This is a genomic window from Paenibacillus arenilitoris (assembly GCF_014705655.1).
In the GTDB taxonomy this organism is placed as follows: domain Bacteria; phylum Bacillota; class Bacilli; order Paenibacillales; family Paenibacillaceae; genus Pristimantibacillus; species Pristimantibacillus arenilitoris.
Window position 1 is genome coordinate 59818 of record NZ_JACXIY010000015.1, and the last position, 22406, is coordinate 82223.

Consider the following 22406-nt stretch of genomic DNA (forward strand, 5'->3'; position numbering starts at 1 on the left):
CGCGAGCGGTGATCGAATATTCGTCCAGAGCAGCCTACCATAGTCGTGGACGCGGATGCATGCCCGGTGAAATCGGAAATCGGGGAAACGGCAAAAAAAATGTCGGTCCGCGTTCTGATGGTCGCCTCGCACGACCATCGGCTGACGCCTCAAGAAGGCGTCGAAATCGTCCAAGTGGACCGGAGCAATCAATCGGTCGACCTGTATATCGTCAATCGGATCGCCCGCGGCGATATCCTCGTTACGCAAGACTTCGGTCTCGCCTGCATAGCCATCGGCAAAGGAGCGATCGTCCTGTCTCCGCGGGGAGAGCAGTACACGGACGAGAACATCGATTATTTGATGGAGCGCCGGCACGAGAACGCGAAGCGCAGGCGGGCAGGAGGCAGGTCGAGGGGGCCGAAGGCGATGAGCGATGCGGACCGCGATCGATTTCAACAAAAGTTGACAAAAGTTTTGCGCGGCGAGCAGGAGAACCATAACGTTTAGCGAATATTATTTACGTGTTACTAGGATGAAGGTGATGAACGGTGACATACGGTAATAAAATACCGGAAGAGGTCATAGAGGCGGTACGCAAGCATCATGACATCGTAGAGACGGTCGGGAAGTACGTTCATCTCACGAAGCACGGCAAATATATGAAGGGATTGTGTCCTTTCCATTCGGAGAAGACGCCTTCGTTCACGGTTACGCCCGAGCTCCAAATTTATCATTGCTACGGCTGCGGCAAGGGCGGCAACGTGATCCGGTTCGTCGAAGAAATGGAAGGCTACACGTTCCCCGAAGCGGTGCGCTTGCTTGCGGAGGAAGCGGGAATGCCGGTCACTTGGGCAGCGCCGGATGGAAGCAAAGCCTCGCCGCAGGACTCGGATCGCGCCAAGATCATCGAAGCGCACGAGCTCACGATCAAGCTGTATCATCACATTTTGAACAACACGAAGCAGGGGCAGGCGGCCAAGCATTATTTGCGGGAGCGCGGAATGAGCGATAAGCTGATCGATCATTTCATGCTCGGCTATGCGCCCGACGAATGGGATGTGCTGGCGAGATTTTTGACGAAGCGCGGCTTTGATCCCGCATTGATGGAGAAGGGCGGACTGCTCTCGGCCAAGTCGGACGGGAGCGGGCATGTAGACCGGTTTCGCAATCGCATCATGTTTCCGATATGGGATCGAGACGGCAAAGCTACCGCGTTTGCGGGTCGCCTGATAGGCGAAGGACAGCCGAAGTACTTGAATACGTCGGAGACGATGCTTTTTACGAAAAGCAGAACCTTATACAACCTGCATTATGCGCGTCCGTCGATTCGCAAGAGCAAGCAGGTCGTATTGTTCGAGGGCTACATGGACGTAATCCGGTCATGGAGCGCCGGAGTGAAGAACGGCGTTGCCACGATGGGCACCGCCTTAACGGAAGATCATGGCGCCGTCCTGAAGCGGATCGCGGAAGAGGTGATCGTCTGCTACGACGGGGACGACGCCGGACAAGCAGCGGCATACAAATCGATCCCCCTGCTCGAGCGCGCCGGCTTGAAGGTCGCGGTGGCTATGCTTCCCAAGGGCAAGGACCCCGACGAATATATAAGCGAATACGGACCGGAGGCCTTCCTGCGGGACGCGATGGACCAGCCGGTGTCGGTCACGAAATTTAAGCTTATATATTCAAGGAAAAACCATATACTGCTAAAAGAGGAAGGAAGAAAGAACTACCTGCTGGAAGCGGTGGAAATCGTTGCGGAGCTTGATTCATCGACGGAACGCGAGGTCTACTTGAAGGAATTGTCAAGGGAGTTCGACATCTCGCTCGATTCCTTGAAACAGGACTGTCACCAGAAGCGGCAGGAGCTGCAAAAAAAGAAGCCGCAAGGGGATAATAACGACAATTCGTGGAATAATGGTAGGAATGAAAAGCCCCGCAGGTCGGGACCGCCGACCGTCCGGCCCGCTTACACGAACGCGGAACGACGGCTGCTGCATGTCATGATGCGCGATTCGGAAGTGGCGCAAGCGGTTCACGAACGACTGGGCGAAGCGTTTAATGTTGAGGATCACGCAGCGCTTGCTGCTTATTTATATGCTTATTACGCGCAAGGCTACGATCCGGATGCCAGCCGATTCATCGCGACGCTGAACGATGACCAGCTGGAGCGAACGGCTGCTTCCATTCTGATGATGGATAGCGACTTCCCGTTCGACGACGCGACAATGGAAGCATACATCCAGGAAATTATTAAAGTTCCTCGGTTTCGGGAAATCGAACAGAAGAAGGAAGAAATGGTGCGTGCGGAACGTGCTGGCGACGCGTTACTGGCGGCACAAATGTTAAGTGAGATTATAACCCTAGAGAGACAGCTTAAGGCGAGACAGGACGATCGTTTCTAGGGGGGAGGGAGTCGGAATATGGCGAATGATCAACATACTGAGCTAGATACGGAACAAAAACTGGATCAAGTGAAAGATCAGCTGATCGAGCAGGGCAAGAAGAGGTCATCCTTAACGTATAAAGAAATTATGGAGAAATTGTCCCCATTCGATCAGGATCCGGAACAAATCGATGAATTTTTCGAACAGCTCGATGATTTCGGCATCGAGGTGTTGAATGAAAGCGACGAAGATCATCCGCTTGCCTCAGGGGGAGATGAGCAGGAGCGCGAACAGGATGACTTCAATTTCGATGATGATCTCGCTTTGCCTCCAGGTATTAAAATAAACGATCCGGTACGGATGTATTTAAAAGAAATCGGCCGGGTTCCGCTTCTGTCCGCGGACGATGAAATCGAACTCGCCCAGCGCATCGAGAACGGCGACGAAGAAGCGAAGCGCAGACTTGCGGAAGCGAATTTGCGTCTGGTCGTCAGCATCGCGAAGCGTTACGTGGGCCGGGGGATGCTGTTCCTTGATTTGATCCAAGAGGGGAACATGGGTCTCATTAAAGCGGTCGAGAAGTTCGACCATCAGAAGGGGTTCAAATTCAGCACGTATGCAACCTGGTGGATTCGTCAGGCCATTACGCGCGCGATTGCCGACCAAGCCCGCACGATCCGGATTCCGGTCCACATGGTGGAAACGATCAACAAGCTAATCCGGGTTTCCCGTCAATTGCTGCAGGAGCTGGGGCGCGAACCGACGCCGGAGGAAATCGCGGCCGAAATGGAGCTCAGCACGGAGAAAGTACGCGAAATTATGAAGATCGCGCAAGAGCCGGTATCGCTCGAGACGCCGATCGGCGAAGAGGACGATTCCCATCTTGGCGATTTCATCGAGGATCAGGAGGCGCTCGCGCCTGCGGACGCGGCCGCTTACGAGCTGCTCAAGGAACAGCTCGAGGACGTGCTCGACACGTTGACCGAAAGAGAAGAGAACGTCCTTCGCCTTCGCTTCGGTCTCGATGACGGCCGTACGAGAACGCTGGAAGAGGTCGGCAAAGTGTTCGGCGTTACGCGCGAGCGGATTCGCCAGATTGAAGCCAAGGCGCTGCGCAAGCTTCGTCATCCAAGCCGCAGCAAGCGTCTGAAAGACTTCCTCGAATAAAGGCAACTACCAAATTTGACGACCTTTCTGCTCCTGCAGCGAGGTCTTTTTTCTAAATATCGACCTATACATGCGGCCGGCATCCAAGCAAGGCCAAGAGCGAGGGGACAATTCACGCGATGAATCAGGATCGTCGGCAAATTATCGTCAAAGAGATTGATCATTGGCGGCGAAGCAAGCTGCTGCCGGATCAGTACTGTGATTTTCTGCTGAATTTATATGCCGATCAGGAAACGTCGGCACAAATCCGCGGCAGCCATCACGGCACGGTCGGCAAAGCCGTAGCTGCGGTCCAGCGCGCGACCGGCATGCAGTGGCTACTTACATTTGGAACTTTTACCTTTATTTCCTTTGTTGTGCTTTATTTTAACGAATTTCATCCGCTAATGCAAATGGGGATCGTGGCCGGCTCGACGGTCGTTCTGCTATGGATCGGCCAGCGGCTTCGTAGCCGCAGCGAAGCCGCCGGCTTGACGTTGACCGGCCTCGGCATGCTCCTGCTGCTCGGAGGCGGTCTGTATATGCTGGATTTGCACGGCATGGAGCATTGGGGCTGGCGACCGGGGCTTCTTGCCGGCTGTTCGCTGATGTGGGTCATTTATGGCATAAAGGGACGCATTCCCGTACTTCACGCCTGCGGCTGGCTTGCGGCCATCCTGGTATACGCCTCTCTGCTGGCCCGCTTCACGTCCGACTCCAGCTGGTACGAAATTCAGCTGTATTGGCTGCCGGTCGCCTGCTTATTCGGATGGGGCAGCTGGTTCGTCCACCGGTGGTCGAAGCCGGTATCGGCGGTATTCTTTTTTGTTTGCGCGATCGTATGGTTCATGCCCGAGCTGTACGCGATGATGTTCGCGGAGGAAGCGCTGCTTCTTCAAGCGCAGCTCATCGCGAAAATCGCGGCCGGCGGAGGGGTATTATTTTTAATGCGAAAACAATGGATGGTGTGGGTTGCATAATGATGAAACTATCGAGAAGACTTCAGGCGGTTGCGGACTACGTGACAAGCGGCCACCGGATGGCCGATATCGGCTCGGACCATGCTATGCTGCCGGTCTATTTGCTGCAAGCGGGCAAATGTCCTTCCGCCGTTGCGGGAGAGCTGAACAAAGGACCGTACGAGGCGGCGCGGAAGCAGGTCGCGGACGCCGGCCTGAACGAACGGCTTGCCGTCCGTCAAGGCAACGGGCTGGCCGTCGTGCGGGCCGGTGAGACCGATGCCGTCACGATCGCGGGCATGGGCGGAAGCCTGATGCGGGACATTTTGGAAACGGGCAGGAAAGAAGGCAAGCTTGAAGGGGTTAAAGAGCTTGTACTTCAACCGAATGTAGGGGAAGAGCTCGTCAGAGAGTGGCTCTTTGAGCAAGGGTGGTACTTGAAGGCGGAGTCCATCGTCGAGGAAGACGGGAAAATTTACGAAATTATGCACGCCGTTAAATCGGAGGACGCCGCGGCGAGAAACGCCGAGCTGTACGACGGCCGTTTTTTGCCGCTGGAGCTGTCGAGAGAAGCCGGAAGGGCGCTGCTAATGCGGATGGGGCCTCATTTGCTTCGCAGCCCGCAGCCGGCGCTATTTACGAAATGGCGGGGCGAGCTGCATAAGCTGGAGCGGATATGGTGGCAGATGGGCGACTCGGAACTGCCGGAAGCCGCCCGCAAACGCGAACGGTACAGGGAGGAAATGAATCGATTGGAGGAGGTGCTGCAATGCTTGCCAACGGTCAAACCGTCATACAGCTGATGGAGCAGCTTGCGCCGAAGCATTATGCGGTCGAAAACGATAAAATCGGCCTGCAGTTAGGGACCTTAAATAAAACGATCGGCAAAATTCTCGTCGCCCTCGACGTGACGGACGACGTCGTCGACGAGGCGATCGAGCGGGGCGCCACTCTCATTATCGCGCATCACGCGATTATTTACCGGCCGCTGGCGAAGCTGGATACGTCGACGGCTGCCGGACGGCTGTACGAGAAGCTGATCAAGCATGACGTCGCGGTCTATATTTCGCATACGAATCTGGATGTTGCCGACGGCGGAATCAACGATTGGATCGCGGATATGGTCGGTATCGAATCGGATGGACGCCAATGCCTAGAAGAGGTGCATACGGATAAGCTGTACAAGCTTGCCGTATTCGTTCCGGAAACCCATCACGAACAAGTGCTGGAGGCGATATGGCGAGCCGGAGCCGGCCAAATCGGCAGCTACACGAATTGCAGCTTCAACATTAAAGGGACGGGCACGTTTTTGCCGGGGGAAGGCACGGATCCGTTCATCGGGATGCCGGGCAAGCTGGAGAAGGCCGATGAAATTCGGATCGAAACGATCGTACCTTACAGCGTCCACCGCAAAACGGTGCAAGCGATGCTGAAGGCGCATCCTTACGAGGAAGTCGCTTACGATTTGTATCCGGTCGACCTGAAGGGCCGTTCTTTCGGGCTAGGCCGCGCGGGCAAGCTTTCTCGCCCGGTCACGCTGGGCGAGCTCGCCGAGCGGGCGAAGCAAGCGTTCGACGTTCCCGCCGTTCGCGTAGTCGGATCTCTGGACCGGGTGGTGCGCAAGGCTGCCGTATTAGGCGGCGCAGGAGCGAAATATGTCCGCCACGCGCAGTTCGCCGGCGCCGAGGTGCTGATTACCGGCGACATCGATTACCATACCGCGCATGACGCGCTGGCGTCCGGAATGAGCATCATCGATCCGGGCCATAACATCGAGAAGGTGATGAAGCAGCGCGTCGCGGATTGGCTGAACGAGCGGCTGGCCGAGGCCAAGTACGAGACGACCGCGATCGCCTCCTCTTTGAACACGGAACCGTTCACATTCGTGTAAGTGTGCTGGCAACCTTTTCAGGGTTGAGAATTTGTAAAATAACTTGTATACTTATTCGTGCACACGGAAAGTTTGACAGACAATCGCTGGCGGCCTCGTTGCCGCGAGAGGAAAGTCCGGGCTCCATAAGGCAGGATGCTGGATAACGTCCAGTCAGCGCGAGCTGAAGGATAGTGCCACAGAAATGGACCGCCGATGGCCGGCTTCGTGCCGGCACAGGCAAGGGTGGAACCGTGGTGTAAGAGACCACGAGGAGCATAGGCGACTATGTTCCTGGTAAACCCCATCTGGAGCAAGACCGAGAGGACGCCGCAGCCTTGCGCTGCAGCCTTCGCCTGAGGCGCGTCCGGGTTGGTTGCTGGAGCCGTACAGCAATGTGCGGCCTAGATAGATGATTGTCGCTTCCTCGTGGGAGGGTCGTTCCCGTTCGAACCACCAGAAGTACAGAACCCGGCTTACGGCAAACTTTCCGCACGAACCTAACAAACAAAGTGTTGATTAAGAATTCGATAAAGCATGAAACGGCGGTGCCAAGGATGATCCTTGCACCGCCGTTTCTTTTTCCGTCATCTTTCGTATTTGGATACGATTTTCTCGAGCCGGCGCTTGACCTGATCCGAATAGGTTTGCAGGGCTCCTCCGTAGGCTGAGGCGGCTTGCAGCGCCTGCTCGACGTCGATTTCGCCGTATCCGAAGTAAATGTCCTTTCCTTCCTCGCCGATATCGGCGGCGGATTTACGCATAATTTCCATGACTTCTACGTTGGAAAGCTCGGGATTGACGGACCGGATCAAGCCGGCCAGCGCAGCCACGTGCGGGCTTGCCATCGACGTGCCGGACAAGGCCGCATATTGGCTGCCCGGATACGTGCTCGCGATGCCGTCTCCCGGGGCGGCCACATCGATGTAATCCCCGTAATTGGAAAAGGACGCCTTATCCTTGTTGCTGTCCGTCGCGGCTACCGCGAATACTTCGGGATAAGCCGCCGGATAGCCCGGCCGGTCGGTGTTGTCGTTGCCGCTCGCGGCGATCATGACGACGTCGCGCTCGTAGGCGTACTTGATCGCATCGTGCAGGAAGTCGGCTTCGGCGTAGTTGCCGAGGCTCATATTAATGACCTTCGCGCCGTGATCGACCGCCCAGATGATGCCTTGCGCGACGGAATAGGTCGAGCCGGCTCCGCTGCTGTCGAGCACCTTGACCGGCATAATTTTGTTGTACCAGGAAACGCCGGCCACGCCTTCGCCGTTATTGACGGTTGCGCCGATAATGCCCGACACGTGGGTGCCGTGCCCGACGTCGTCGTCCGGCTCGAGCGTCTCGTCGATCAGGTTGATCCCTTCCGCCAGCTTGCCCTTCAGATCGGGATGGTTGCTCTGCACGCCGGTGTCCAGCACCGCGACGATGACCTCTTCATTGCCCTTGCTCACGCTCCAGCCCTTCTCTGCTTCGACGGAAGGCAAGTTCCACTGATACTCGGAGTAAAGCGCGTCGTTCGGCACGATCGGCTGCGCTTCGGCATTGGTCATATACAAGTAATGCGGCTCCGTATATTCGGTCTGCCAAGCCTGCTTGAAATATTGCATCAGCTGCTCGGTCTCCATGTTTTTCGAACGGAATACGAACGTATCGCCGATCTGCTTCATCGATTCCGCGTTAATTTGCTTTTTTACCTGCTCCAGCTCCGAAGCGTTCATCGGCTTCGCGAAATGAACGACGACATCGCGCGTATGGTAGTGGCTCGCGTTGCCGTTATCCTCGCCGGTACGGACCGTCGTGTCGTTCGTCGTATTCGGAAGGACGGATTCGATTTTGTAATTTCCTTCGGCCGGATAAGGAACGAGACGCATATTGCGCATTTGGTGCCGTTCGACGGATTTCACGATATCCTGTTTGATGACGCCGACTACGCCGATTCCCGCATGCTTCGTATCGGGGACGCCAAGCACCACATACCGGCTGCCGTCCTTCGCCGTAAAGGCCGGCGATTCGAATTGGGCGCCTTTGGCGACCTGGCTTTTGGCGACGTCCAAATATTTGCCCGCTTGTCCGTTATCCGATTTCGGCAGAGCGCCTCGGCTAACGCTCCGCTCCCCGGATACCCAGCTAATGAAGTTCATGTGCAAATGCTCATGCATCATATGCTTGATCTTCTCGTCGGCTTCCCGGCTCGAGCCCATGCCGTCGTTCATGAGCTTCCGGAAATCCTTCGAGCATTCCGTCACGCAGAGCATGGCGGTCGCGTTCATGTCCTTCTGCACCGCGGCAAGCTTGAGCGTATGCTCCCGCTTCGCGGAGAACCCCGATGATTGCGGCCCCTTCCCGGCGTCGCGGGGAGCGAATAATGGCGTGGTAGGTATAAGCAGCGCGGCTACGGCTACAATGGTTAAAGCGCCAATCCAATATTTTTTCATGTACGGGACCTCCAGATTCCTTCTAATTAGGATGAGCCTAATCGTTAGGTTCGGAATCGAGGGCCGAAAATATGCGGAGCAATTCGGTCAAACGCCAGTACCGTTTCCATGCAATTTGTGGTACGATGTTTATGATTGTATTTTTTATGCTTGCTTGGATTATGAAAGGGGATCTACCTATATGCCATCTGCTAATGTCAAAGCACTTACGGAATCTACCCAATCGAAGTTAAAGGATGCGGTGGGCCAGCTCGAACCGTTTCTGAACAACAATGCTTTGCTCCAGTTGACAGGGGAGGACAGCGGGGAAGATGCACAGCTCTTTTACAAAGGATTGCTATCCGATTTGAGACATTTACTGGTGTTTTCTGAGGTTTCGGTTGAAAAGCTGGGCGTTCTGCTCAGAAGACCCAATTTCGATACCGATTACGCGGAGCGCGTGCTCTACGAGGTGTACCATCACTGCGTAAGCGCCTATTTCTATCCGAAGAACGAATGCTATTCCGAAGACGGCCGGTACGCCTACACGGGGCAGGACGCGATCCGATTCCGGTACAAGCCGATCCGTTCGGCCCGCGATATCGTACTTAACCTATCCAAAATTTTCGAGGAGCTGCGCGACGAGCTTGCGTACTACGAGAACGACTACATGACGCAGCGCCGCATGCAAGGACAAAAATAAGGCAGAATGAATCGCCTCCGGTCAGGGAAACTTGATAACGGAGGTGATTTTTTATGCCGAAAGGCGTGTCCTGCAGCGTAGCGAATTGCAGCTTTTGGGAAGAAGGCAACAACTGCGGAGCCAAAGAAATCATGATCGAAATCGACCAGCACGCATCCTCCAAATTCAACGAAGAATTTGCCGGAGACGACTTGGGTCTCTTCCACCAGGATGAAGCGGAGCAATCCGCGGCAACTTGCTGCCAAACGTTTAAGCCGAAGGAGTGAACGGTTATGGGCAAGTATGAGGACGATTATAAAGCGTTACTGGATGAGCGGGATCGTCGTGAACGGGGACGCCGTTCCGTCGCAGGAGGGACGAACGATTTGGACAACGTCAACGAAGAGATGGGCGCGGATTTCGCCGTCGGCAGCCCCGTCGCTAACGTTGATCGAACCGAAGACCGGCACGTCGAGCGAGCGGAGAGGGCGGATACGGAAACGGGCGGCAACACGCTTGGTTGGGTATCCCTCGTATTCGCCGTCGTCTCATGGTTTATTTGGCCGGTGCTGCTCGGCGCGACCGCGGCGGTGCTTGGCTACATCGCTTACCGTCAAGGATCGAGAGGACTCGGCGGCTGGGCGATGGCGCTCGGGATCATTGCTTTGGCTTTAAATGTCATTATTGTGCCTTTATATTACGCGATAACTTGACGTCTGCCTCCAAGCGAAGAAGAGCTCCGTTCCGGCGTCGGAACCGAGCTCTTCTTTCTCATTTCAACGCTTGCTCCCGATGCTTCTGAACCTCTTCGTTCAGCGCGAGCATTTGCTTGTCGAGCGAATCGATCATCGCCGCGGAGCCTTTCAGCTGCTGCTGGATATGTGGCGGAATCTGCTCATTGAATTTATAATAGATCTTGTGCTCGAGGCTTGCCCAGAAGTCCATGGCGATCGTGCGGATTTGGATTTCGACGAGCACGTTTTCCTTCCGGTCGGTCAGGAATACCGGGATCTCGACGATGAGATGAATGCTCTGGTAGCCGTTGGGCTTCGGATGGCGGACATAGTCCTTCATTTCCACGACGCGAACGTCGTTCTGCTTGCTGATCATTTCGACGATTTGGTAAATATCGGTCGAGAACGAGCAAATGATGCGCACGCCCGCAATGTCGCGGATATGCGCCTTCGCGTCCTCGAGCGTGATGTCGAGTCCTTTGCGCCGCAGCTTCTGCATAACGCTTTCCGGCGTTTTGATTCTTGTTTTCATATGCTCGATCGGATTGTAGTCGTGAATGAATTGAAATTCCTCATTCAGGATGTTTAGCTTCGTTTCCACGGCATCAAGCGCAAATTTATAAGTAAGAAAAAAATGAGCCCATTGCTTTAGCTGGTCGGTTTTCATTTGCGAATCACTCCTGGGGATGGTTGTATTACTATAATGGTCGATCGGACGGCCGAAAGTCAAATGAACCGGCGGCGGCTGGGCGGAGTACGGGGGAAAGCCAGTGATCATAGACATTCGCAACGTTTCATGGGATCGCGGAGACAAATCCATTTTGCGCGGCGTGAACTGGACGGTTCGGGAAGGCGAGCATTGGTGCTTGCTCGGGCTGAACGGTTCGGGCAAAACGACGCTTCTCAATATGATTAACGGTTATATATGGCCTACCGAGGGCAGCATGTCCGTTCTCGGCCGAACATTCGGGGAATTCGATCTGCGCGAGCTCCGCAAAAACATCGGTTGGGTCAGCACGTCGCTGCAGCAAAAGCTGTACGGCAGCGAAACGGCTTTTAAAATCGTGCTGAGCGGCAAATTCGCCACGATCGGCTTATACGACCGGACGGAACCGGAGGACGAGGACAAGGCGGAGGAGCTCATGCGATCGATCGGCTGCGCCCGATTGATGGACCGCGCCTACGACACGCTCTCGCAGGGCGAACGGCAGCGCGTGCTGATCGCGCGGGCGTTGATGGCTTCGCCTAAGCTGCTAATTCTCGACGAGCCGTGCACGGGGCTCGACGTATTCGCAAGGGAGCAGCTGCTCCAAATGATCGCGTCCGTCGCCGGGCAGGAGAACGCCCCGACGATCGTCTACGTGACGCATCACGTCGAAGAGATTCTGCCTTGCTTTACGAAGACGCTCCTGATCAAGGACGGACGCGTGTTCGCAGCGAAGGAAACGTCCGGCGTCCTTACCTCGGGCACAATGAGCGAGTTTTTCGGCGTGCCGGTGGAGATTGACCGGCATGCCGGGCGCAGCTGGCTGAGCGTGAAGAGGGCTTTATGGAATTAACGCTGCAGGAGCCCGAACGACAGCCGGAGAAGGCGGAGAGAAAGCTCAAGCTGCTCGGAAGATGGCTGGCCGGAAGGTACAAGCTTAGAAGCAGCCGGGATACGTACGTGTGGCGTTTCGCCTCCGGCGGCCTTATGCTGCTGGGCTCCGCATCGATGCTGACCGCAGCGCTCGGCATGCCGACGGGACTGGGCGCATTGCCGGACGCGGTCCTGTTCATCGGCGCCAACTTGGCGGCAATGGGACTGAGCGGGTACGCGGCGTCCATTGTTCTGTCGCTGGTGTACGTTCCGGTCCCGCGGAGATTCGCCGCCTTCATGCTGTACGTCGGAATCGAGACGTACCTGATCCTGTATTACGCCGAGCTGGGCGTATTCATGTCGATCTTGCTCGCTGCCGCTTACACGCTGGCCGGCTCGGCTGCCGGCTGCCTGTTGGCGCTTCTGTTGCGATCGCGGATGAGGCCCCTTGGCAAAGCGGCAACGGCGCTCTTGGCAGCGGGGGCTGCGGCGTTGGTTATTGCGTTCGGCTGGCCGGAACCTGCCGGCATGCCGAAGCGGGACCCCGTACCGGCCGAAGCGGCCGCCGAGCCGCTTAAGTTGCCGAACCCTTCCGAGCCGGGGACTTATGCCTTTGCGTCCTTTACGTACGGAAGCGGCCGGGACAAGCACCGGTCATGGTTCGGCGAAGACGTCGACGTCGCGACGGCTTCAGCGGACGCATCGGCGTATATTACGAAATGGCCGGCGTTAAAAACGTATTTTTGGGGGTTCGACCAGCATGCGCTTCCGATTAACGGCAGGGTGTGGGCGCCGGAAGGCGCCGGCAAGCATCCGATCGCGCTTATCGTTCACGGCAATCACCTGATGGAGCATTTCTCGGACGGCGGATACGCGTATTTGGGCGAGCTGCTGGCGAGCCACGGCATCATCGCGGTCTCGGTCGACGAGAACTTCCTTAATTATTCGGTTTGGTCCGGCATCCCGAATCACGACATGAAGATGCGGGCATGGGTGCTGCTTAAGCATTTGCAGCAGCTGCAGCGGCTGAACGAAGGGACGGACAATCCGCTCGCGGGACGCATCGACTTCGGCAGCGTCGCGCTGATCGGCCACTCGAGAGGCGGCCAAGCCGTGGCGATGGCCGCGGACGCCGATCGCTGGTTTAAAGAGGATCGGTCGCTGGACGGCCTGGAAGCCGTCAAGATCAAGTCCGTCGTCGCGATCGCGCCGACCGACAAGCGGGTCGACGAACGATCCGCCCGCCTCGCCGGCGTCAATTATTTGACGCTGCAGGGGGCAAGGGACGCGGACGTCAACAACTTCTACGGCGACCGCCAGTACGGACGAACGTCGTTCTCGATGAGCGCCGGTTTATTCAAAGCCGCGCTGTACATCGCCGACGCCAATCACAGCCAGTTCAACACGGCGTGGGGAAAGATGGACGAACGTTTGCCGGGAGGACTGTTCCTCAATCGGGACGGTATGCTTAAGGGCGACGAGCAGCGCGAAATCGCGGAGGTATATGTATCGGCATTCCTGCAGGCGACGCTGCTGGATAAGCCCGGTTACCGAACGCTCTTCCGGGATTACCGCACAGCGAGCCGGTGGCTGCCGGATACCGGCTATACGAGCCGCTATGAAGAGGCCGGCTTTACCGAAATCGCCCGTTATGATTCAAGCAGCGGCAAGACGAAGCTTGTTAACGGCGGCAAAGCGGAAGCCGAAGGGATGTCGGAGTGGAAAATCGCGAGCGCGGAGGACCGCGACGGCAACAATAAGGGAACGAAGGGGCTGGAGCTGGAATGGGAGAAGCCGGGCGCGGAATACGAGCTCCGGCTTCCGGCCGGCGCGGCCGAGCGCGCCGGGGCGATGGGCGATCCGAACCTCGTGTTCTCGATGGCCAATCTCGAGCGGGATCTTCTCGCCGAGGCGGAAGCAGAGGCTGAGGGTGGAATGGAAACGGCCGTTGCGCTGCCGCCGCTGCCCAAGGTGGAGGTCGAGCTATCGCTCGCGGACGGCCGCTCGAAGCGGCTCGGGCTGTCGGAGGTGCTGCAGCCTCCAGCGCCTGCGTATACGGCTTTCATGTCCTTGCCGTGGCTCGAGAAGAGGATGAAAAACAAGAAGTACAAGCAGCCTACGGAACCGGTGTTCCAAACGTTCGTCGTCCCGATCGAGGATTTCGGCATATCGGCTTCGAGCGCGGACGAGATTAGCGGCATTACGTTCCGGTTCGAAAGCGGTCAAGGAAAAGTCATGCTCGACGATATCGGCTTCATGCCTTAATAGGACGACGAACGGCGGGATGCGCGAAATCAGCATCCCGCCGTCCGATGGACGAGCATGAAGACGACGCCGAACGACAAATTATACATGCTTCATTTTGCGCCAGCAACTTTTAAATTTGTCATGATTAACGGCTCTCCGGAGCTTGAGCAATAAGCATCGTAACGGTTTAAAAGAGAGGAAATTGGTGGTAGAATGGAGCTTCAACGTTACGACCAGATAAGGAGTGTTAGGATGACGGTACCAAATGAGCGGCTGGACCAGGAACAGCGGCGGGTCGACGGCGTAACGGGCTTGATACGCGAACGCCTTGACGGATTGCGCGATCAGCTCGGAAGCCTGCGGGAGGATATTGTCGATATCCGCCGAAATTTCTGGGACGACGTGACGGTCAACTTCGAGGATGCGGCGGAATCCGCCGAGACGCACGCCAGCATGAAGCAGCAGGCGGAGGTGTTGTCGGAGCGGGAACGGAGTCACCGCCATGCGGAAGAGCAGCTGCGTACGCTGTTGAAACTGGAGCATTCGCCTTATTTCGGAAGAATCGACATGACCGAGGACGGACAAACGAAAACCGAAAGCATCTATTTGGGAGTCGGCTCGCTTCTTGACGAGAACGGTTACGATTACTTGGTCTACGACTGGCGGGCGCCGGTATCCAGCCTTTACTACGATTTCGGGCCCGGACCCGTTCAATACGAGACGCCAAGCGGAGTCGTAAGCGGGGAAATGACGCTTAAGCGGCAGTACATCATCCGAGGCGGCCGCATTGTCAGCATGTTCGATACGGGCGTAACGATCGGCGACGAGCTTCTGCAGGAGGTTCTCGGCAAGCAATCCGACGCGCAGATGAGAAGCATCGTGGCGACGATCCAGCGCGAGCAGAACCGGATTATCCGCAACGAGAGGGCCAGGCTGCTGATCGTGCAAGGGGCAGCGGGCAGCGGCAAGACGTCCGCGGCGCTTCAGCGGGTCGCCTATTTGCTATACCGGTACCGCGGCATTCTGACCGCCGAGCAAATCGTGCTGTTCTCGCCGAATCCGATGTTCAACAGCTACGTGGCGACCGTACTGCCGGAGCTCGGCGAGCAGAACATGCAGCAGACGACGTACCAGCAATATTTGGAGCATCGGCTTGGCCGGACGTTCAGCCTCGAGGATCCTTATACCCAGATGGAGTATACGCTGTCGGCCGCGGGAGAGGACGGGTACGGGACGAGAATTTCATCGATCACGTACAAATCCGGATTGCCCTTCCTGAACGTCATCGACCGTTATGCCGCCATGCTTGGCCATTCCGGCCTCCTGTTCAAACCGGTAAAGTTCAAGGGCAGGACGCTCATCGCAGCGTCAGCCATTTCGGAATATTTTTATATGCTCGACCGTTCCGTCTCCATCGGCAACCGGATGCGGCTTACGGCGGAATGGATGCTGAAGCGATTGACCAGTCTTAGCAAGGAGGAGCGGGAGCAGCAGTGGGTGCAGGATCAGATCGAGCTGCTTGACCCGGAGACTTACGCGCACGCGTTCGAGGAGCTTAAGCGCAAAAACCGGTTTTCCGGCGAATCGTTTGACGATTTCGACGCGGAGAAGGATTTTCTTGCGGCCATGGTCGTTCAGGAGCAGTTCAAAAAGCTTCGAAAACGGGTGAAACGTTTAACGTTCCTGAACGTCCCGTCGATTTATAAACGTTTATTCGGCGATAGGAGTCTGCTTTCGGAATATGAAGCCGGGAGCGAGCTTCGGCTTCCGGACGACTGGAGGGAAATATGCGCGCTAACGGTCGAAAAGCTGGAGCGGGGCGAAATTTTGTACGAGGACGCGACGCCCTATCTCTATTTGAAGGAGAAGCTGGAAGGATTTCAGACGAATACGAGCGTCAAGCATCTGTTCATCGACGAAGCGCAGGATTATTCGCCGTTCCAATACCATTATTTGAAGCGCATCTTCCCGAACTGCAAAATGACCGTGCTCGGCGACTTGAACCAGTCGATCTTCGCTCACGCGGTCGCCGGCGACGGATTCGAGCCGCTGTCCGCGCTGTACGGCGAAGAGGAGACGGAGAAAATCGTATTGACGAAGAGCTACCGCTCCACGCGCCCGATCGTCGCCTTCACGAGCAGAATGATCGAAGGAGGAGACCGGATCGAACCGTTTAACCGGGACGGCGCCGAACCGACGATCACGGCCGTGGAGAACGATGAGCGCCGCATGCTGGCCATCGGCGGGCGAATCGAAAGCTTGCAGCAGGCGGGCTATGCGTCCATTGCGGTCATCTGCAAGACGGCGGAGGAAAGCGCCCGGACCTTTGAGGCGCTCCAGCCGAAAGCTCCCCATTTGCGGCTCATTGAGAAAGAGACCGTTACGTTCGAGAAAGGGTTGGCGGTTATTCCGTCTTATCTGGCCAAAGGCGTCGAGTTCGACGCCGTCGTGATCGCGGATGCATCGCGGCACGCATACGGAAAGGAAAGCGAACGCAAGCTGTTCTACACGGCATGCACAAGAGCGATGCACGAGCTGCATCTCTTCTATACGGACCGGCTTACGCATTTTGTCGAAGCCTGACCGGGCCGGCTATTTTCTTATCGCGTCCCAAATTTCACCGATTTCAACTTGAAGCTCCGAGGCGATCAGCTCCGCTGTCAGCCTCTGGGGCTTTTTTATTTTTCCGTTGCGCAGCTTGGAGATCGTCTGGATTGAAATTCCGGTCGCTATAGACAACTGCGCGGCGCTCATATCCCTTTTGGCCATCCATATTTTCAATTTCATCGATGCGCTGATTTTGTCGTCGACCGGCTTCAAGTCCAAGATGACGAACGCAAATTCCTTCACTTCGTCGAAACCGTCGAGAATCGGCGCGAACGTAATGGAAAGCTCGAGCTCGATACCGCTCAGCTTGCTCGTCTGCAGCTTCAAGCTGCCTTCTTTTTTGGTCCGGGAAGCCGAGTGAAGCGCTTTTTTCAAGCGTTCGTGGTCCGCATCGGCTATGAACGCCATCAGCGTCTCGTCTTCGAGCCGGTTATCCGGCTCGAAGAGCAGCGGCGCGAGGCTGTCGCGCAGGAAGCGGATATGCTGGTTGCAGTCAAGCGTGCCGCTGATGAGCACTTTATTTTTGGCGCACTGCTTCTCGATCCATTTGTAAGCGCTCAGATCTTCGATGATGATGAGGGAGCGGCGGGCGTCGTCCCGCTCTTCCGCCGGAAGAGGCTGTTGATTGACGCGAATCGACACCGGTTTCTTTTTCTTCGTATAAATGACGACTTCGCTTTTCAACAAGGTTTGAGACGGATCGACAAAATACCGCTGCGTAATATGTTCGTTCGCGCGGGCTTGCATTTCCGGAAGCCGGTAGCCGGTCAAGCGGACGAAGGCGACGTTGGCGTCCTCGATCTTCGTTTCGCGTTTGTTTTGCATTAAAATGACCATCGGTCGGTCGCTAAGCTGAAAGATTTGATGGTAAACCGACAAAAACTTTAACCTCCTTCAATTTCCGGACGGCGGAAGGAAAACGGCACGGCAGATCGAATAGAGTACTTGCGGCGAACGAAATCGCCCAATCGGCGCCAAGCGCGCTGCGAGATTTGGTTTAATTAATTAAACTCGGACGCTTGATTCGGACATCTCCGGCGCATTTCTCGTATAGGTTGTGCTTAATCGGCCGTAATAAACGTACAGCAGGCTTTATTATGAATCATTTTCCCGCTAATATAAAGCAGTCGACGACAGTAGATTGTGAACGATATTGGGCAGACGCAGGGAGAGACACAAGATGAATCATTGCAGCATTGAAAACTGTACGAAGCCGATCAAAGCAAAAGATTTATGCGCCATGCACCATCAGCGGCTGCTGCGCCACGGGAGCCCGCACACCGTCAGGCCGCGACGGGTCAAGGAAGAGTCCGAATGCAGCTGGGTGAATTGCCAGAAAAAGTCGATTACGAAAGGCTATTGCTCCAAACATTATTACATTCAAAGGGTGTCAAGAAGAAGTCAAGTAAATGTTACGTAAATTGACGCAGAACGAAAGGTCAATGTCGAATTCTATGAAAATTAGCTTTGAACTTGCCCGAAAACATGTATAATATGGGTATGTAAGCCGATTACTTCGCAAGTCATGTTCCACAATGCCTACGACGGGGGTGAGACCACGAGTGGTTCGAACGGCACCGAACGGTTTAACGAAGGAACAATTGTACTTGTTTAACGAAGGAAGCTCCTATCACAGTTACCGCTTCATGGGCGCACACCTCATCAAACGGAGGGGAACGGGCGGCGTTCGCTTCGCCGTATGGGCGCCGAATGCCGCGGAAGTGCGCGTTATCGGCGACTTCAACCGATGGGACGGACGCAAGCATGTCATGGAAAGAATGGGTACGACGGGCGTGTTCAGCCTGTTCGTCCCAAAGATAGGCGAAGGCGAGCTGTACAAGTACGAGATCGTTTCGGCGGACGGAAGCGCGATCCGCAAGGCCGATCCGTACGCTTTCTACGCCGAGAGGCGGCCGGGCACGGCTTCCGTCGTCGCCGGGCTGGGAGGCTACAAGTGGAACGACGCGGCTTGGTATGAGAGCAAGAGGAAGAAGCCCGCTTATTCCAATCCGCTTCTGATCTATGAAGTCCATCCCGGTTCCTGGAAAATCAAAGGGAAGGAAATGTTCCTGACTTTCGAAGAATTAGCCGAGCAGCTTGTCCCGTACGCCGCGGAATTGGGCTATACGCATATCGAGCTGATGCCGGTCGCGGAGCACCCGCTCGACCAGTCATGGGGCTATCAGATCACCGGTTTCTACAGCGTTACGAGCCGGTACGGCTCGCCGAAGCAGCTGATGGGCTTCGTGGACGAATGCCATCGGCACGGGATCGGCGTCATTTTGGACTGGGTCCCCGGCCACTTTTGCAAGGACGATCACGGCCTGCGGCTGTTCGACGGGTCGCCGATCTTCGAAGGCGCCGACTCGAAGCGCGCCGAGAAGCCGCTCTGGGGAACGCTAGCCTTCGATTTCGGAAGAAGCGAAGTCGTCAGCTTCCTCATCTCTAACGCGATCTATTGGATGGATGTATACCATATCGACGGCCTGCGAGTAGACGCCGTTGCCAGCATGATCAACCTGCATATGGACAAGCCGCCCGAGCTGTTCACCTACAACGCCTTAGGCGGACATGACAACCTAGACGCTCTCCGCTTCCTGAAGAAGCTCAATGAAACGGTGTTTCATTACTACCCCGATACGCTAATGCTAGCAGAAGATTCATCCGCTTGGCCGGCCGTCACGTCGCCGACCTACCTGGGCGGACTCGGATTCAATTTCAAATGGAACATGGGCTGGATGAACGATATTTTGCGCTACATGGCGCTGGATCCGCCCGAACGCGCGCATTACCACCATCTGATTACTTTCTCACTCCTTTACGCTTTTTCCGAAAATTACGTATTGCCTTTATCGCATGACGAAGTCGTACACGGCAAACGCTCCCTGCTGAATAAAATGCCGGGCAGCTACGAAGAGAAATTTGCGCAGTTGCGCCTATTTTACGGGTATTGGATGACGCATCCCGGCAAGAAGCTGCTGTTCATGGGCGGCGAATTCGGTCAATTCGACGAATGGAAGGACGGCGGCATGCTGGACTGGATGCTGCTCGATTACGACATGCACGGCGGCATGCTCCGCTACGTCAAGTCGCTTAATCGGGCCTATGCGGATTTACCGTCCCTCTGGGAGAGGGACAGCGATCCCCATAGCTTCCAATGGATCGACGTTCATAATGCGGAGCAATCCGTCATATCCTTTATCCGTCGCGGTTTTTTGGACTACACCGTCATCATCGCCAACTTCTCCGGTAACGATTACCGCGATTATCGAATCGGCGTTCCGGAGCCGGGCACTTACCGCTCCGTCATCAATAGCAACGACATTCCGTATGGAGGCACGGAAGCACAACCGCAGCTAGGTTACCGCAGCGAGAGCGACGCTTGGCACGGTCACGATCAGAGCATTTCGCTTCGTTTACCCCCGTTCACGTTCCTGTTGCTCACCTTAGATCCGGGGGACACACATTGAGAGGGAGTTGGTGTCCATGGGCCAAAAAGAAATGATCGCAATGCTGCTCGCCGGCGGAGAAGGCAAGAGACTTGGCGTCTTGACGAAGGATTTGGCCAAGCCGGCCGTCTATTTCGGAGGGAAATACAGGATCATTGATTTTACGTTAAGCAATTGCGCGCATTCGGGGATCGATACGGTAGGCGTCCTGACGCAATATCAGCCGCTGGAGCTTAACCGTTACCTCGGCATTGGAAGTCCATGGGGGCTCGATCGACGCGACGGCGGCATGACGATTTTGCCGCCTTACGTGAAGCAGAAGGGCGGCGTCTGGTACAAAGGAACGGCGAATGCCATCTATCAGAATATGTCTTTCATCGAACGCTATAATCCGGAATACGTGCTGATTATCTCGGGCGACCACATCTACAAAATGGATTACGAGCTCATGCTGCAGCATCACAAGCATACGGGGGCCGACGTCACGATCGCCGGCATCGAGGTGGATTGGAAGGAAGCGAGCCGGTTCGGCGTCATGCACATCGACGACGAGGACCGGATTACCGCCTTCGAGGAGAAGCCGAAAAACCCGACAAGCAACATCGCGTCGATGGGCGTTTATATTTTTACCTGGTCGGAGCTTCAAAAATATTTGATCTACGACGAAGCCAGCCGCAATTCCAGCCACGACTTCGGCAAGGATCTCATCCCGGCCATGATGCGGGACGGCAAAGGGCTGTATTCGTATCCGTTCAAGGGCTATTGGAAGGATGTCGGCACGATCGACAGCCTGTGGGAGGCCAACATGGATTTGCTGTCGGACGAATCGCCGCTCGATCTGTCGGATTCGTCGTGGAGAATCTATTCCGTCAGCCCGAATCAGCCGGCGCAGCGGGTAGGGGCGGATGCCAAAATCACGTCGTCGCTCGTAACGGAAGGCTGCATGCTCGAAGGCGAGGTTAACCGTTCCGTGCTGTTCTACGGCGTGGACGCGGCCAAGGACAGCTTGATCGCGGAGTCGGTCGTCATGCCGAACGTCCGCATCGGCGAAGGGGCGCGAATCTATCGCGCCATTATCGGGGAAGGCGCGGTCATAGAGCCCGGCGTCACGATCGGGGGCCCGGAGGACGAGGCCATTACCGTCATTGCGGTTGATCAATACGTCACGGTCGATCATTTGCTGCGGGAGGTTGAGCATTCGTGAAACACAAAATGCTAGGCGTCGTTAATTTGATCCACGAAACGGATAAGCTCGAGCGCTTGACGCAGGGGCGCTGCCTGGCGACCGTTCCATTCGGGGCAAGGTACCGGCTGATCGACTTTATCCTGTCGAGCATGGTGAATTCCGGCATTTCGAACGTCGCGGTATTCGCGCATACGAAATACCGTTCGCTCATGGACCATCTCGGCACGGGGAAGCCGTGGGATTTGCAGCATCGCCAAGGCGGATTGTTCGTACTGCCGCCCGCCGCCGACGACATTCAGGAATTCAGCCGGGGCGACTTGTACCACTTCTATCAGCATCGCGACTATTTCTACCGCTCCGCCCAGGAATACGTCGTGGTCGCGCGCAGCCATATGGTATGCAACATCGATTTCGAGAAAGTGCTGCAGTTCCATGTGCAGCGCGAGGCGGACATTACGGTCGTCTGTAAGCGACAGGACGACCTTCTGTCCGGCAGGGCGCGCAAGGTGGGCTTGGACGGTGACGGCCGCATTACCGCGATCCAGGACCATTACGGCCGAATGGAAAGCGACGTCAGCTCGATGGAGATGTATATCATGCGCAAGGAACTGCTCATGGAGCTCGTGGAGACGTCGCTCGCGCAAGGACAGGACCATCTCGTCCGTCACGCAATTTTATCGCGTTTAGACAAGCTGAACGTATACGGCTATCTCTATGAAGGCTACTTAGGCGTAGTCAATACGCTGACCAGCTATTACCGCAACAATATGAAGCTGCTGAACCCGCAAGTATGGAAGGAGCTGTTTTTCCAGCCGGGACCGATCTTCACGAAGGTCAAGGACGAGCCGCCGGCCCGCTACCTGGAAGGCTCCAAAGCGGTGAATTCGATCATTGCCAACGGCTGCCAGATCGAAGGCACGGTTGTGGGCAGCATCCTGTTCCGCGGCGTCCACGTCCGGAAAGGGGCGGTCGTCAGCAACAGCATCATTATGCAGAACGGCATAATCGGCATGAACAGCATCGTCCAGCACAGCATATTGGACAAAGACGTGCGGGTCGAAGGCAATCGGGACATTCGCGGAGCCGAAAGCACGCCGTTCCTGGCCGGAAAGAGGAAAATCATATAATGCGCTCGCTTAATGCGAACAGAAAGCGCCAATTGGAAAG

The 22406-nt window shown here is 56.0% G+C and carries 18 protein-coding genes and 1 other RNA gene; 16 read left to right on the top strand and 3 right to left on the bottom strand.

Annotated elements, in window-relative coordinates; genetic code table 11:
- The first annotated feature begins 18 nt into the window (after positions 1 to 18).
- The 7 genes from IDH41_RS12980 to rnpB all read left to right on the top strand — a co-directional run bounded on the left by IDH41_RS12980 (position 19) and on the right by rnpB (position 6835).
- The gene (locus tag IDH41_RS12980; protein ID WP_190862057.1) at positions 19 to 489 is read left to right on the top strand and encodes a YaiI/YqxD family protein; all 471 of its coding nucleotides are present in this window, start codon (positions 19 to 21) and stop codon (positions 487 to 489) included.
- A 41-nt stretch (positions 490 to 530) separates the two neighbouring features.
- Positions 531 to 2384: a DNA primase gene (gene dnaG, locus IDH41_RS12985; protein WP_190861646.1), complete on the top strand. Its 1854-nt coding sequence runs from the start codon at positions 531 to 533 to the stop codon at positions 2382 to 2384.
- 18 nt (positions 2385 to 2402) lie between these two features.
- A complete protein-coding gene (gene rpoD, locus IDH41_RS12990; protein ID WP_190861648.1) occupies positions 2403 to 3533 on the top strand; it encodes an RNA polymerase sigma factor RpoD in 1131 nt (376 codons plus the stop codon).
- Positions 3534 to 3652: 119 nt separating this feature from the next.
- A complete protein-coding gene (locus tag IDH41_RS12995; RefSeq protein WP_190861650.1) occupies positions 3653 to 4492 on the top strand; it encodes a hypothetical protein in 840 nt (279 codons plus the stop codon).
- Between the two features lie 2 nt (positions 4493 to 4494).
- Positions 4495 to 5274 carry a tRNA (adenine(22)-N(1))-methyltransferase gene (locus tag IDH41_RS13000; RefSeq protein WP_190861652.1) on the top strand — a complete coding sequence of 260 codons (780 nt, stop codon included), beginning with the start codon at positions 4495 to 4497 and terminating at the stop codon, positions 5272 to 5274.
- On the top strand, positions 5241 to 6362 hold the full coding sequence (locus IDH41_RS13005; RefSeq protein ID WP_190861654.1) for a Nif3-like dinuclear metal center hexameric protein: 1122 nt from the start codon (positions 5241 to 5243) through the stop codon (positions 6360 to 6362). The genes IDH41_RS13000 and IDH41_RS13005 overlap by 34 nt, the downstream gene beginning before the upstream one ends.
- A gap of 67 nt (positions 6363 to 6429) precedes the next feature.
- An RNA gene (gene rnpB, locus IDH41_RS13010) (RNase P RNA component class A) lies at positions 6430 to 6835 on the top strand.
- 93 nt (positions 6836 to 6928) lie between these two features.
- On the opposite strand, the gene IDH41_RS13015 is transcribed toward rnpB, so the two are convergent.
- On the bottom strand, positions 6929 to 8776 hold the full coding sequence (locus IDH41_RS13015; RefSeq protein WP_190861669.1) for a S8 family peptidase: 1848 nt from the start codon (positions 8774 to 8776) through the stop codon (positions 6929 to 6931).
- Between the two features lie 181 nt (positions 8777 to 8957).
- Here IDH41_RS13015 and IDH41_RS13020 point away from each other — a divergent pair, with 181 nt between their 5' ends.
- From IDH41_RS13020 to IDH41_RS13030, 3 genes are read left to right on the top strand one after another with little or no spacing between them, the layout of a single operon-like run.
- Positions 8958 to 9458: a YpuI family protein gene (locus IDH41_RS13020; RefSeq protein WP_190861671.1), complete on the top strand. Its 501-nt coding sequence runs from the start codon at positions 8958 to 8960 to the stop codon at positions 9456 to 9458.
- A gap of 53 nt (positions 9459 to 9511) precedes the next feature.
- A complete protein-coding gene (locus IDH41_RS13025) occupies positions 9512 to 9724 on the top strand; it encodes a DUF1540 domain-containing protein (RefSeq protein ID WP_190861673.1) in 213 nt (70 codons plus the stop codon).
- 6 nt (positions 9725 to 9730) lie between these two features.
- The gene (locus IDH41_RS13030; protein WP_190861676.1) at positions 9731 to 10150 is read left to right on the top strand and encodes a DUF308 domain-containing protein; all 420 of its coding nucleotides are present in this window, start codon (positions 9731 to 9733) and stop codon (positions 10148 to 10150) included.
- Positions 10151 to 10208: 58 nt separating this feature from the next.
- On the opposite strand, the gene IDH41_RS13035 is transcribed toward IDH41_RS13030, so the two are convergent.
- Entirely contained in the window at positions 10209 to 10838 is a 630-nt protein-coding gene (locus IDH41_RS13035) for a GTP pyrophosphokinase (protein ID WP_190861678.1), read from the bottom strand.
- A 103-nt stretch (positions 10839 to 10941) separates the two neighbouring features.
- Between IDH41_RS13035 and IDH41_RS13040 the strand changes: the two genes are divergently transcribed.
- From IDH41_RS13040 to helD, 3 genes are all read left to right on the top strand, one after another.
- A complete protein-coding gene (locus IDH41_RS13040) occupies positions 10942 to 11730 on the top strand; it encodes an ABC transporter ATP-binding protein (protein ID WP_190861680.1) in 789 nt (262 codons plus the stop codon).
- Entirely contained in the window at positions 11721 to 14015 is a 2295-nt protein-coding gene (locus tag IDH41_RS13045) for an alpha/beta hydrolase family protein (RefSeq protein WP_190861682.1), read from the top strand. The genes IDH41_RS13040 and IDH41_RS13045 overlap by 10 nt, the downstream gene beginning before the upstream one ends.
- Positions 14016 to 14249: 234 nt before the next feature.
- Positions 14250 to 16580: an RNA polymerase recycling motor HelD gene (gene helD / locus IDH41_RS13050; protein WP_190861684.1), complete on the top strand. Its 2331-nt coding sequence runs from the start codon at positions 14250 to 14252 to the stop codon at positions 16578 to 16580.
- Between the two features lie 9 nt (positions 16581 to 16589).
- Here the strand turns inward: helD and IDH41_RS13055 are convergent, their stop codons facing one another.
- Positions 16590 to 17483, bottom strand: coding sequence for a helix-turn-helix domain-containing protein (locus IDH41_RS13055; protein ID WP_190861686.1), 894 nt, complete (start codon positions 17481 to 17483; stop codon positions 16590 to 16592).
- 683 nt (positions 17484 to 18166) lie between these two features.
- On the opposite strand from IDH41_RS13055, the gene glgB reads away from it, so the two are divergent.
- From glgB to glgD, 3 genes are read left to right on the top strand one after another with little or no spacing between them, the layout of a single operon-like run.
- A complete protein-coding gene (gene glgB / locus IDH41_RS13060) occupies positions 18167 to 20074 on the top strand; it encodes a 1,4-alpha-glucan branching protein GlgB (protein ID WP_317890740.1) in 1908 nt (635 codons plus the stop codon).
- A gap of 16 nt (positions 20075 to 20090) precedes the next feature.
- Positions 20091 to 21257, top strand: a complete 1167-nt coding sequence (locus tag IDH41_RS13065; protein WP_190861689.1) for a glucose-1-phosphate adenylyltransferase — start codon at positions 20091 to 20093, stop codon at positions 21255 to 21257.
- On the top strand, positions 21254 to 22366 hold the full coding sequence (gene glgD / locus IDH41_RS13070) for a glucose-1-phosphate adenylyltransferase subunit GlgD (protein WP_190861691.1): 1113 nt from the start codon (positions 21254 to 21256) through the stop codon (positions 22364 to 22366). Before IDH41_RS13065 ends, glgD begins: the two co-directional genes overlap by 4 nt.
- Positions 22367 to 22406 lie beyond the last annotated feature (40 nt).